The organism is Halobacteriovorax sp. CON-3, from assembly GCF_043196995.1.
In the GTDB taxonomy this organism is placed as follows: domain Bacteria; phylum Bdellovibrionota; class Bacteriovoracia; order Bacteriovoracales; family Bacteriovoracaceae; genus Halobacteriovorax_A.
The window spans coordinates 700,819-713,565 of the sequence record NZ_JBEBNA010000002.1; the positions used below are offsets into that span (position 1 = coordinate 700,819).

At 37.3% G+C, this 12,747-nt stretch carries 14 protein-coding genes; 7 read left to right on the forward strand and 7 right to left on the reverse strand.

The genetic code is table 11. The annotated features are described in order from the left end of the window. Both ABMA72_RS14100 and ABMA72_RS14105 read right to left on the reverse strand, forming a co-directional pair. Positions 1–504: a hypothetical protein gene (locus tag ABMA72_RS14100; protein WP_393057597.1), complete on the reverse strand. Its 504-nt coding sequence runs from the start codon at positions 502–504 to the stop codon at positions 1–3. A 127-nt stretch (positions 505–631) separates the two neighbouring features. Next, positions 632–1,411, reverse strand: a complete 780-nt coding sequence (locus ABMA72_RS14105; protein WP_393057598.1) for a DUF4423 domain-containing protein — start codon at positions 1,409–1,411, stop codon at positions 632–634. A 173-nt stretch (positions 1,412–1,584) separates the two neighbouring features. On the opposite strand from ABMA72_RS14105, the gene ABMA72_RS14110 reads away from it, so the two are divergent. Next, a complete protein-coding gene (locus tag ABMA72_RS14110; protein ID WP_392859491.1) occupies positions 1,585–2,583 on the forward strand; it encodes a hypothetical protein in 999 nt (332 codons plus the stop codon). On the opposite strand, the gene ABMA72_RS14115 is transcribed toward ABMA72_RS14110, so the two are convergent. Continuing rightward, positions 2,580–3,566, reverse strand: coding sequence for a hypothetical protein (locus tag ABMA72_RS14115; protein ID WP_393057600.1), 987 nt, complete (start codon positions 3,564–3,566; stop codon positions 2,580–2,582). The genes ABMA72_RS14110 and ABMA72_RS14115 overlap by 4 nt on opposite strands. A gap of 84 nt (positions 3,567–3,650) precedes the next feature. Here ABMA72_RS14115 and ABMA72_RS14120 point away from each other — a divergent pair, with 84 nt between their 5' ends. From ABMA72_RS14120 to ABMA72_RS14140, 5 genes are all read left to right on the forward strand, one after another. Continuing rightward, a complete protein-coding gene (locus tag ABMA72_RS14120; RefSeq protein WP_393057602.1) occupies positions 3,651–4,220 on the forward strand; it encodes a manganese efflux pump MntP family protein in 570 nt (189 codons plus the stop codon). A 57-nt stretch (positions 4,221–4,277) separates the two neighbouring features. After that, complete coding sequence (locus tag ABMA72_RS14125) at positions 4,278–4,904, forward strand: carbonic anhydrase (RefSeq protein ID WP_392859497.1); 627 nt, start codon at positions 4,278–4,280, stop codon at positions 4,902–4,904. A gap of 170 nt (positions 4,905–5,074) precedes the next feature. Then, the gene (gene ahpC, locus ABMA72_RS14130; protein WP_392859499.1) at positions 5,075–5,641 is read left to right on the forward strand and encodes an alkyl hydroperoxide reductase subunit C; all 567 of its coding nucleotides are present in this window, start codon (positions 5,075–5,077) and stop codon (positions 5,639–5,641) included. 73 nt (positions 5,642–5,714) lie between these two features. Beyond that, entirely contained in the window at positions 5,715–7,265 is a 1,551-nt protein-coding gene (gene ahpF, locus ABMA72_RS14135; protein ID WP_393057604.1) for an alkyl hydroperoxide reductase subunit F, read from the forward strand. Between the two features lie 170 nt (positions 7,266–7,435). Further along, positions 7,436–8,398: an alpha/beta hydrolase fold domain-containing protein gene (locus ABMA72_RS14140; protein ID WP_393057606.1), complete on the forward strand. Its 963-nt coding sequence runs from the start codon at positions 7,436–7,438 to the stop codon at positions 8,396–8,398. An 8-nt stretch (positions 8,399–8,406) separates the two neighbouring features. Here the strand turns inward: ABMA72_RS14140 and ABMA72_RS14145 are convergent, their stop codons facing one another. Beyond that, entirely contained in the window at positions 8,407–8,592 is a 186-nt protein-coding gene (locus ABMA72_RS14145; RefSeq protein ID WP_021268045.1) for a hypothetical protein, read from the reverse strand. 104 nt (positions 8,593–8,696) lie between these two features. Further along, the gene (gene hemN, locus ABMA72_RS14150; protein ID WP_392990083.1) at positions 8,697–10,031 is read right to left on the reverse strand and encodes an oxygen-independent coproporphyrinogen III oxidase; all 1,335 of its coding nucleotides are present in this window, start codon (positions 10,029–10,031) and stop codon (positions 8,697–8,699) included. A 220-nt stretch (positions 10,032–10,251) separates the two neighbouring features. Here hemN and ABMA72_RS14155 point away from each other — a divergent pair, with 220 nt between their 5' ends. Further along, complete coding sequence (locus ABMA72_RS14155) at positions 10,252–10,677, forward strand: OsmC family protein (protein WP_392859513.1); 426 nt, start codon at positions 10,252–10,254, stop codon at positions 10,675–10,677. A gap of 124 nt (positions 10,678–10,801) precedes the next feature. On the opposite strand, the gene ABMA72_RS14160 is transcribed toward ABMA72_RS14155, so the two are convergent. Continuing rightward, positions 10,802–11,533, reverse strand: a complete 732-nt coding sequence (locus ABMA72_RS14160) for a hypothetical protein (protein ID WP_392990085.1) — start codon at positions 11,531–11,533, stop codon at positions 10,802–10,804. A gap of 191 nt (positions 11,534–11,724) precedes the next feature. Continuing rightward, positions 11,725–12,747, reverse strand: coding sequence for a hypothetical protein (locus tag ABMA72_RS14165; protein ID WP_392990087.1), 1,023 nt, complete (start codon positions 12,745–12,747; stop codon positions 11,725–11,727).

The window sequence follows — 12,747 nt, forward strand, 5'->3', positions numbered from 1 at the left end:
TTATTTGATCTCACATTTTGGAATCGATTTTTTGAAGTTTCTAAATACTTTATTACAAATTGATTTTCTGTACTGATTTTTAAATAAGCTTACTTCTGTACTTGTTGTTACTTCCTTAGAGATCACTCTATAATTATTTTTATAAAGCTCCACATTCATACGGCATAAGTGGTCATCTGAATTTTCACCTCTAAGGTCTCCTGAGATGATTTGGTAAGTAGCACGATAAAAGAAAGCTAGTGCCTTTTGATCATTAGCATTTTGATGAACATATGGATGATCATGATAAGTTCCGATGCTCATTTGATCGACAACATTATATCCCTTTCTTTCAAAAGCTTGTCTAAATTTATCAAAGTAATCTTTTGGCATATCATAATTTGCAAATGTTCCGTAATAAGGACCTTTTGCCATCACAACATTACAAGTTTCATGTTTGATTTTTCCGGCAGCAAATGATTGGATCGATAGGATTAATGTTGCAATTAAAATTAAAGTTTTCATGTTGTTCTCCTTTTGTTTTTTGCCAATGTAATCGAAAGGAGGACTGCGCTCAATATGAGCAGGGGCCAATGTGTTGACCCTCGATTGTCATCATATAAATACTACAGCTTTTAATAATTTTAAGGAGTTATTTCTTCTTTTTTCCACTGAGCGGAAAAAGTGAAAGACTTAATTGATAGATTGAATCATATTCATTTGTATCTTCGAGAAAATCACAAAGCTTACGCCTGAAGTCTCTAATCAGCACCTTTGCCTCTTCAATTTTCTTCTTATTAGTTGCCATCATCATTGATGATTGCTCACGAAACTCAGGAGTGACTTCGTCAATGGCAAGCTTTGCAAGTTCAAGAATACGACGTTGAGATTCTTTATTGGCCATATTGATATCTTCATCACTAAGTGCATGAGTAGAGCTTCCTTCCGTAAGATCGAGCCAATCACCATCTTCACGAACTTCTAACAACTTTGCTTCAACAAGGTCATCAATTAGGCTTTGTGCATAGTCTTCAGTCGTATGGAGCTCTCCCGCAATCCACTTTGCTGTTGGATCGAAGCCTTTAACTTTCATTAGCTCGAGGATAGCGTAATACTGCCAATTCTTTATGACCTCTTGGTGAATCATATCGACACGAGTATATTCTTCTTTTGGATTTTTGAGGCGAAATGACTTTATAACCTCTTTAGATCTTACCTCTTTTTTAATTTTGGAAAGCTCTTCATCTGTAATTCCTAAGAGTTGCGCTCTTGATTCGATGAAGGCATCCGGAATTTCACGTTTACCATTTAAGTATTTAGAAAGAAGACCTGGGTCCATATCGAGGTAATTAGCAAAGGAGCGCATCGAAAAGCGTTTATTCTTTGCTTTCTTTTCTTCAAGTATTTTTGTGAGTAATTCTAAATAATCCATTAGCTATAAGTATGAGGCATCTTTGAAGGAAGTTCCAGATAAAGTTATCGTCACAAAATCTCTAATAAAAGTCAGTGAAATCAGTGACTTGGCGTTTGCTTAAGATATGGACACCATGGAGATATTTTACATAAGGGCCTAATATCTCTTAGTTGGCCGATATGATTTAGCTTATGAAAATGAAACTTATTATTTTATCGATTCTTCTAACTCAGATGCTTTCTGCTTCAGCAAACGACAAGGCAAAACAAATTCGTGCAAGTCTAAGGGTTGCAAGGCCTGAGATTAATTTACAAGAAACAAAGATTAATAAGAGCTTTCTATTAAAGAAAAATATCGAAGAAAGAATTCACGTTTTAGAGATATTAAAAGATCGTCCAGAAGATTTTAATATTGACGAAAATATTCTTGATCAGGCATTACGCCTTGGAAGAGAAGGGAATGGTGGTGATGATATCGCAGCTGAATTCTTTGAAATTGGAGCGAAGCTTCGTGATCAAATCGAAGGGCAACAGGCACTTCTTTTCTCAAAGCATAGTATCTTTGATGATATCAATCTTGATCTATTGGATTTAATTGTTGATAAGACAGCAGTCTTCTCTGTGAATTATAAACTTTGTTCGAGGGCCGGTGATTACCGTTGTCGTAATGAGCGTGGCTTTGTTGCAAAGAATTTTCCTGAGACCTTAGAAATTCATGTTAATCAACAGCGTTGGGAGTCACTTAATGATCATGAAAAGTTAAAGATCGTTTTTCATGAATACTTAGGTCTATTAGGGCTTGAAGAAGGAACTTATAACTTAAGCTCTCTTCTCGTTGTCGATGCAAAAGAGCAATCATCTTTTAATAATGTATCTTGTTCTTTTTCATATATTGATCAGTTAAACCGTCTCCACTCAGGTGCCGCTTCTGGTGTAAAGCATAGCATTCTCTCTGGTGGAGTTCCTCTGATGATGGGAAATCATTTTAATTATATGATCTCTTATGTCATTTCAACAGGGTACCTTCGCATTGAATTAAGAGAAGGAAAGCCTTTTGCAAACTCAGTAATGCCTAAGTTTGAAGTGGAACCTATTCTTCCTGAAGTTATCGTTTTTGATGGAGCTGTAGAAGGGCGTAAGTCAATTGAGTTTGATAAAGGTAAGCTTGTTATAAGCTGTACTGGTGTTTAATTATAGAGACAAGACATAAGCTTTTTTAGATTATTCTTTGTCGAGTTCTGTAGTGGCCCAAAGTGATTGTATGACCAACCTGCATAGAAGTGAGGAGTGACACATCTTTCACTTGCGCTCTTAAGTTTTCCATCTTCTTGATTTTGCGGATGAGTGAATTTTTTTTCCGAAGTATTTAATTGTACTGAAAATGCTTCGATGACTTTATGAACTCCACAATAAGCATTGAAATGCTGAGCAGTGGAGCCAAAAGCATTAATCAACGCATCCTTCTTTTTATTCTTTATCTGACAACTTTCATTTGAATAATAATGATTCCATGAATCCACACAAGGTTTTATATTTCCACCATAATTCGGCGTGAATTGATAGAGTCCAATATTCAAACGACTCACTTTTGGCTGCCATTTATCGTAATAGAATTTTACCCCTTGAGGTCTTTTGTAATTTTTTGGAGCATACTTCTTTGCGAGCTTCTCACTTGCAGCGAGGTCCGCTGTTGTTAAGCTTTCAGTGTATGCTAAACACCCAAAGAACTTTCCCCATAGTTGTTGAAGTTCTGCGTGATCTTCTTGCTCTCTAAGCTCATTATGTTCACGAGCAAAACGATTGGCCAACTCAATCGTCATCTCATCTGGCATATTCTTAATCGTCTTTGAAAGAGATTCTTTTGTTACGGGACATAGCGGATGACTTAAAAGCCCGACTTGTTCTTGATCTGCCATTTTTGTAGGCATCTTGTATATTGAGCTAATATGTAAGAATGTTGATTTCTTAGTTGCGAGCTCATTTATAAAATAGAGTAGCGTTTCACCAAAAGTATTTTGACTCTCTAGGTGAGTGTGACACTTATCGATTTGAAACTCTGATTGATTTCGAACTTTAGTTAATTCATTACTTTGAAAGTAAGTATCAACTTCATCAACAAAAGAATTTGTTGCGAACGAGAAGGTTGAGATAAGCAGTGCTATTAATATTTTCATCTATAGGGACAATAGTAAATATTTAACAAATCGAATAGTTTTTTAATAATTGCCTGTAATAGGCCGACGTATTATAAAGGTCTTATGATTAATTATTTTGAAGTTATAGTTATTGGTTTAGTTCTATGTGCCGACTCTTTTTCTGCTGCTGTTGCAATGGGGGCCAGACCTCATAAATTTAGTGATACTCTGAAGTTTGCATTCTCATCGGGGGGAGCAGAAGCACTGGTTGCTTTCTTAGGTGCAATTGCCGGCGCGAAAGTTATTGCTCAATTTGATTATATTGATCATTGGATTTCGTTTGGCCTCTTAACAGCTGTTGCTATTCACATGGCCTATGAGGGCTATGAAGAGCTTAGTGGTAAGAATGATGATGAAGAAGAGAGGCCGAAGCAGTTTCATAGCTTATTAAAAGTGATCCTGGTTTCATTTGCCACAAGCCTTGACGCATTTGCTGTTGGTGTGACAATTGGCGCATCGGGTAAAGTGCTGACTCCATACATTACTTCGATTGGTGTTTGGGCGTTTTGTTCGACAATAGTGGGAATGAGCATTGCTAAACGCGCTTCTGATAAGTTAGGACCAGTTTTTAGCATCATTGCCGCGATTATTTTACAAAGCCTTGCGGTGAAATTCCTACTCGAAGGCCTATAATTGGCAAATTCAATTTATTCACTTATGATTTTGCAAAAAATAACATAGGTGAATTATATGGATATCAAAAAGATTTTTGAAAATAACAAAGAATGGGTTGATTCAAAGCTTAAACAAGACGAAAAATACTTCGACAAATTAGGGGCAGGACAAAACCCTAATTTTCTTTATATCGGATGCTCTGACTCTCGTGTTACGGCCGAAGAAGTAATGGGTGCCGGACCAGGTGAGATCTTCGTTCACAGAAATATCGCCAATATGGTTATCAGTATCGACCTAAATGTCATGAGTGTTCTAAACTACGCAGTTGATCACTTAAAAGTCGATCATATTATCGTTTGTGGGCACTACGGGTGTGGTGGTGTTAAGGCCGCAATGGAAAGCCAAGACCTTGGAATTCTAAACCCATGGCTTAGAAATATTCGCGATGTTTATCGTACTCACAAGACAGAACTTAATGCAATTGAAGACGAAGACAAGCGCTATGAGCGTCTAGTTGAGTTAAATGTTCAAGAGCAATGTATTAATGCTATTAAGACAGCTGCCGTACAAAAAGCAAATCGTGAAAGAGGCCTAAAAGTTTACGGCTGGGTTTTTGATGTTCACACTGGAGAACTTAAAGATCTCAAGATTGACTTTGAAAAAACTCTAGAAAATATCATGGAAATCTATCATCTCGACTAAATGAATTAAGTTTTCATTAATTACAGTCATATACAAGCCTATGGTGCCTCGCGGTATCATAGGTGACATCTATCAAGCATTAGATAATAAATATTAGATTAAAATCACCTCTGATGGAAGAATCTTATAAGTAGAATATCACTTATTAAAACTTCTAAAGGAGATGAATAGTGCAAACTTTAATCAACACAAAAGTACAAGACTTCAATGTGCAAGCTTATCACAATGAAGAATTCAAAACAGTTACAGCTAATGATCTAGAAGGTAAATGGTCGATCCTTTTCTTCTACCCAGCAGACTTTACATTCGTATGTCCTACTGAACTAGGTGACATGGCAGATAAGTATGAAGAATTCCAAAAAATGGGTGTAGAGGTTTACTCTGTATCAACAGATACTCACTTCACACATAAAGCTTGGCATGACACTTCAGATACAATCAAGAAAATTAAGTACCCTATGCTTGCAGACCCAACAGGTCAACTAACAAGAGCGTTTGGTGTTCATATTGAAGAAGAAGGTCTTGCTTATAGAGGAACTTTCCTAATCAATCCAGCTGGTGAAATTAAACTTGCTGAAATTCACGACAATGGAATCGGACGTAATGCTGATGAACTTATGAGAAAAGTTCAAGCTGCGCAATTCATTGCTGAGCACCCAGACGAAGTATGTCCAGCTAAGTGGAAGCCAGGTGCTGAAACACTTAAGCCAGGTTTAGACCTTGTAGGAAAAATCTAAGATTTATCCTCAACGATATTTTGGGCCCAGGCTTTATCGCTTGGGCCTGTCCTAGAATTTTATTGGAGTAATTATGTTAGATAGTGGAATCATTGAACAATTAAAGTCTGTCTACGCTCAACTGGAGAGTGAGATTGGGCTTGTTTACAATGAATCAAGTCATGCTAAACAACAGGAGCTTGTTGAGATGCTTGAGAGCATCGCGACTACTTCTCCAAAGATTGTGGCAAAGTCTAGCGGACAAAATTACGATTACCCACATTTTGAAATTCATGTAAATGGCAAGGCGAATGGAATCAAATTTTCTGGTATTCCAGGTGGACATGAATTTACATCACTAATTCTTGCTATCCTAAATAGTGATCTTAAAGGGAAGCTTCCTGATGAGATGATTATTAATCGAATTAAAGCTTTAAAAGGTGAGATAGGCCTTAAAACATATATTTCTCTCTCATGTGAGAATTGCCCTGATATCGTACAAGCACTTAATCTCATGGCCATCTTTAAAGACGACTTCACTCACGAAATGGTTGATGGAGAGTTTGATCAAGATGAAATTGCTAGACTTAAGATTCAGGGAGTCCCAAGTGTGATTGATGGCGATGACTTAGTTCACTCTGGAAAGTCTTCACTTGTTGATTTACTAGAAAAGCTAGAAGCACGCTTTGGAAAAGAAGACAGACAGTCTTCTGGCGAAGCAAAAGACTTAGGTCTATACGATGTTATCGTTATTGGAGGAGGTCCTGCTGGTGTCTCATCTGCAATCTACACAGCTCGTAAAGGGCTTAAGACAGCTGTAATCACTGATCGCGTCGGCGGTCAGATGCAAGATACTAAGGGCATCGAAAACTTTATCTCGATTCCATATACAGAAGGCCCACACTTATCTGCGGCCCTTAATGAACATATGTCACAGTATGATATTAAAACACTCGAGCATCGTCGTGTTGAAAATATTGAAAACGGTGATGTTAAGACTCTATTTTTAAATAGTGGGGAAACTGTCCAAACAAAAGCTCTCATTATTGCAACAGGAGCAAAATGGCGTGAGCTTGGTGTTGACGGTGAGAAAGAGTATATCGGTCGTGGTGTTGCTTATTGCCCACACTGTGATGGCCCTTATTATAAAGGTAAAGATATTAGTGTTGTTGGTGGTGGAAACTCTGGTGTTGAAGCGGCCATTGACCTTGCTGGTATCGTAAAGTCAGTGACACTCTTTGAGTTTGCACCAGAACTTAAAGCAGACTCTGTTCTTGTTAAGAAGCTTGAGTCTCTACCAAATGTAACAATCGTTAAAAATGCACGAACAGATAAGGTCGTCGGTGACGATGAAAAAGTTATCGGTCTTGAGTATGAGGATCGTGCAACTGGTGAGATGAAAAAAGTTGACCTTGATGGTGTCTTTGTTCAGATCGGACTTGTGCCAAATAGTGCCTTCCTTGGGGATCTTGTTGAAAAGAATAAGTTTGGGGAGATCGTTGTAACTGATAAGTGTCGTACAAGTCAGAAAGGTATTTATGCGGCCGGAGATGTAACAATCGTACCTTATAAACAAATTATTATCGCAATGGGAGAAGGGGCCAAAGCAGGCCTAACTGCCTTTGAAGACTTAATGCTTGTGTAAACGCAACAACTCTCTCTGCGTTACATAAATAATCTAGAGAAATCTAGGGGGCCCCTCATCTTCTACTCATGCGTGAGGGGCTTTTTCTTAACTTAGCCATAAGTCTTAGTTAAAAAGAATTAAGCCTTTCTTTTCTGTGGCCCAGTTCTAAGAGCTCCGATATTAGCTCTATGGGAAATAAAGCACTAAAAAAAGATCGCTATCCAATTGAGACTGAATTTCATTACAAAGGTGAAGAAAGCTTTGGCTCATTTGTCTCAAAGGGAAGTCTTAGAATTCTACAACTTAGAAAGATCTTTTCTAAGATTGTTGAAAAGAAGAAAGAAGATCCCATTCCAAATGAAACGAGTATACCTCGTGCTTTCTATCATGAATTTGATATTCACTGTATGCAGATACAAAATCGCAACCTCTTCCAATTTAGGCCAATGGGTAAGGAGTGTGCAAAAACAGTTTTCTATATTCACGGCGGAGCATTTATTTATAATATGAATGTTGGCCAATTCCACTTGCTCACACAGTTGATGCGAAATATAGATATCGAAATTATTGTTCCTGACTATCCCTTGGTTCCTCATGGAAGCGTCTTAGATGCTCTTTCGATGATTAGAGAATCTTTTGAGAAGACAGCGCAAAGAGTTGGTGCTGAAAATATCGTTGTCATGGGAGATGCAGCGGGAGGTTGTCTTGCACTTGCGCTTTGTGAGCAAATGAGAAATGAAAAGTATTCACTTCCTTCTTCAATTATACTCCTTTCACCGTGGCTTGATATCACCATGAGTAACCCTGAGATTGAAGACTTTGATGAGCATGAAATGGTTTTAGATCGAAAGGGGATTAGAGAGTTAGGACAAATATTTGCAGATGATTTACCTGGGGATGATTATCGTATAAGTCCATTAAGAGGAGAGCTTGATGATCTTCCTGAGATTAATATCTTTACAGGTACTCACGATATTTTACATCCGGATGCGAAGGAATTAAAAAATCGTTTGAAAGAAGGTAGTAGGCCTTATCGCTACTTTGAATACCCCAAGATGATGCATGGATTTATAGAGATGCCTCATCTTAGGGAATCTAGATTTGCTATTAATCAGATTATCTTTTTACTAAAGAGTGAATTTGATCGTTGAAGATTTCTCTATGAACCGCAACCGATGCAGTCGATAAAGCTTTCAGGTGGTTTTACGCCATCAAGTTTCATTTTAATATTGTGAATTCTGCCACGAATATCCATATCTTCCATCATATTTCCAGTAAGTTGCCCTTCTAGAAGTGTGATTTCTGCAAGTAATTCTTCTTTTTGTTGTGGCGTCAATTGACTCATGTATTCTCCCTATATTGTGTGACTTAAATTATCTATTAGATTGGAAAAATATGCAAATTATCAAACTGCATAGACTAATAGCTAGAGTCTATCGAACAATACTCTTATAGGGAGCGAGAGCCACTATTTTGCTTAGCCTTCATCAAATGATGATCAAAAATACTCGCTATATTTCTCATAAATGGCCTGCCTTCTTCTGTGACAATAATCTTATCACTACTTGTAATAAGGCCATCTTTTTCAAGCTCGCAAATCTTATGACTAATAAGTGAAGCATTCTTTAGGCCCTGCCATGCTTTATTTGAAACACTATTTGTCGCAAAGAAATTTTGTAAGATTTCTTCAACGGCGATATCTTCTTGAGAGTGAATATGACCAGCTGTAATAGCAAGCTTCCTATTGCTGATTGATTCATAATACGCCTTCACATCCTTTTCATTTTGCACAAAGCTCTTAGCAGATGATGAAATTGAAGAACAACCTAGACCGATAATAATCGGAGAGCTCTTATGAGTGTGCCCCATAAAGTTTCGTCTCAGTTTACCTTCTTGTTTTGCTTGGTAGAGTTGTGAATTTGACTTGGCAAAGTGATCGAGGCCAATTTCTTTATATGAATGCTTTTCAAGTAAGCTCTTGCCGTGTTCGTATAATGCTCTTTTTTTTGCTCCTTCTGGTAGAGCTTCTTCAGGAATCAGCTTCTGATTTTTTATTTTAGATGGAAGGTGAGCATAGCTGTAGAAAGCAATTTGTAGTGGTTTAAGTGAGATGACCTTTTCTATTGTTTCTTCAACAGACTCTAGTGTTTGAAAAGGTAGCCCATAGATTAAATCAAAATTGATATCATCTATTCCTATTTCTCGACAGTAGTCCACAAGCTCTTTTACCTTATCGAAAGGCTGTACGCGGCCGATTGCTTCTTGAACTGTGGGATCAAAATCTTGAATTCCCATTGAGAGACGACTAAATCCCAATTTCTTATAAAGGTCTAATTGTGACTTTGAACAAGTACGAGGATCAATTTCAATTGAACCTTTAAAATCTTTAGAGTCAATTGATTCCTTTAGCTTATCTAATAGTGTTGAAAAGGCCTCTTCGTTTAAAAAATTAGGAGTTCCACCTCCAAGGTGAATTGATGAGATTTTAATATCTCCCATTTGCTCTCGGTAGAGTTCCCACTCTCTTAGTAAGAAATCAACATATTCAACACCACGATTTTTATTTTTTGAAATAACTCGGTGACAACCGCAGTAGTAACAAAGCTTTTCACAAAAAGGAACATGGATATAAAGCTCTACACCTTGGGACTTACTATGGCCTTCTTTAAGGTGCTCAAACCACATCTCTTGTGATGGTGCCCCCGTCCAATAGGGAACAGCTGGAAAGCTAGTGTAGCGAGGTACTGGTACATTATATTTTTGAACAAGACTGTCTTTAATCATCTTTTTATCTCCTAAGGGCAATCTTAGAAGAATTGGAGCAAAAAAAAGATGATGTAGCTTAGGTTTTACATGAATTGCAAGTTGAATCTGTTTTGTGTTCTTTCAAGCTTTAAAGATTATGGCCTTGTTTTAGTTATTAAACAAAAATAAGGATTTCTTTAAAGCAGCTGGACTACAAAAACCCTTAAGATAGCAAAATAACGAGAACATTGGAGTATATATGAGTATCTACAGTACCAACACCCACGGCGAAAGAAATGATGGAAGAATGAAAATTTCTTCTAAAGGAAAACAGAATTTGGAAGCGACGGCACCTCCTGAATTTAAAGGGCCAGAAGGAGAGTGGTCTCCAGAAGACCTATTCTCAGCAAGTATTTCAAGTTGCTACCTACTTAGCTTCAAGGCATTGGCCCAAGCAAGAAAAATGGATTGGGAAACACTTGATGTTAAAGCAGATGCTAAGCTAGAAAGAAAGGATGGAAAGCTCACTTTTACAACGGTAGAGATTCAACCAAATCTTGTTGTTCATGGTAAGGAGAATGTTGAGGATTATCTAAAATTATTAGAAGAGACTCAACACAAATGCCTGGTTACAAATTCAATGAATTGTAAATTCACGCTAAATCCTAAAATTAAAGTAGCCTAGTTACACCTCATCTATAAGTGGGGGAATACCCCACTTGTAGAATGTCTAATTTATCGACTGACCTATTCTTGGCCTCATATTATGATTTAGTATATCTGACTTCGATTCTTGAGAATTGAGGTTATTAAAGGATGTCATCGATTGACCTTTCGTGGCTTTTTATGGCCTCGTAAAGGTCGTACATCTTACTATTTGTTCCGTAGTCCACCTCTTTAAAGTCTTGAATATCTTTAATAAAGTGAGTGATCTTGGAGATACGATCGAGATTCTTTTCACAGCGATTTAATGTATCGTTATCATAATTTCTCTTTAATCTACTTAGGCACAATTTTGAAACCGTAAGAGGGTTATTTATCTCATGAGATAAGGTGATAATCATTTTTGAAATGGCATCACGTTTTTGAAATCGTTTAAGCTCCTTAGACTTTTCGCGGTCAACGACATGTTTGTAATAGACCACTAAAGAAAAAAGAAAAATGGGAATCCCTTGGTTAACAATAACTTGGAGCTCTTTATCGAGAATTCCTGAAAAGCTATCTCCCATATACGAGTTATAAATTATGGCAATAGAGTTTAGAAGTATTCCTCCAAAACCGACTCGAAACGAAACGGTATATGAGATCAGGGCAAAGATCACGAGCATCCATGGGACTAGTGAGCCAGCATGAGATTGAAGCTCAAAGGCCCTTAAGTTGATAATAATATAGCTCATGCTAAGGATTAGAATCTTAAACAGAAGTGGGTTATCGTATCTCTTATAAAAGAAGAGAGTGTATGATGCCGTTGGGATAAAGATCAGAAAGGGCATATTGTATTGGCTCGTAATTCCAACATTATAGGAAAAGACACCAATCATCAGTAAGAAAATAAATATTATGGAAATTAAGGTGAAAACGATTAAGCGAGCCTCGTAGCGCTTATCAATAGCTTGAAGTTCGTTCTCATCATTTACGGAATTTGGATAAAAGTATTTGAATAAATCGACGCTTATGATTCACCTCTAGTTGACTCAGTCGCTTTCGATTAATTTTAGGTTTTATCTTCTACTCAGTCAACAGAATCAGTTTTGCTAAGATATCGTTGCTTAATCTCCTCAATCAGAGCAGTGTTGCTGTGCATAGGAGATGTTTTAAAAGCGGCCTTTCTAATCCTCTTATCCATTTGAGATTCAATTGATTCTAGGACGATTTTTATTAATTCTTTCTTAAGTTCTTCTTCGTTTTCCTTTTTGAAAATTTTAGGAAGAATTTCTTCTCCAATATATTGGCGAACTAGGGCCAGCTCACCATGTTCTTCATAGAGTCCGCGATTATCATACTTTGTATTTTGATCCTCAAATGACCTGAGCTTAATTAGCTGATAGGCGTCGTCTGTCATCTCGTCATAGTAGAGAGCATTAAAGATGGCATTGCGGTTATTTGTCACAAGAACGGCCATGAGATCAGCAAAGAGTTCGTTATATGAAGATGAAAGATGGTATTTTTCAAGCTCATTATGAGTCTTTATTCTCGCCTCAATGGACTCGATTTGCTTTGTATAGTATTCAACCACATTTCTTGGGTTTCCTTCAGCGTATGCTTTTTGGCGGCTAATTTTAAAACGCGATAGCCTTTCTGCTAAGGCCTTAAGCTTCGGATAGAATTGTGTCCCAATTCTCTTTCCAAATATGGCATGAGAGTACTCATGGTAGAGGATTGCATCAGTTCCAATTGTATATGAGTTAAAGACTTGTCCCCATTGATTGGTAAATGTTAAATGAAGAGGGATACGTACTGTTTCTCCAATATCAAATGACGCTCCATTATCCCTAGCAAGTAATTCCAAGTTAACCATTGGTGCATCAGGCTTTAGATTTGCAACCTTGCTTAGGGCATTTTCGGCCCAATCAACATCGCTACAGCTAATGGACTCTCTCTTCTTTACTTTAAATGCTGAAGCAACGAATTTGTATTCACGACTACATTCTAACTCTTCTTGAATCTGATGAAAGTCTAGCAGTCTGGACTTGATGTCGCTTGCTGAGGTGTTTAAGGCAAATAAAGTAATAAGTAGAGGGGTGATTTTGTTCAT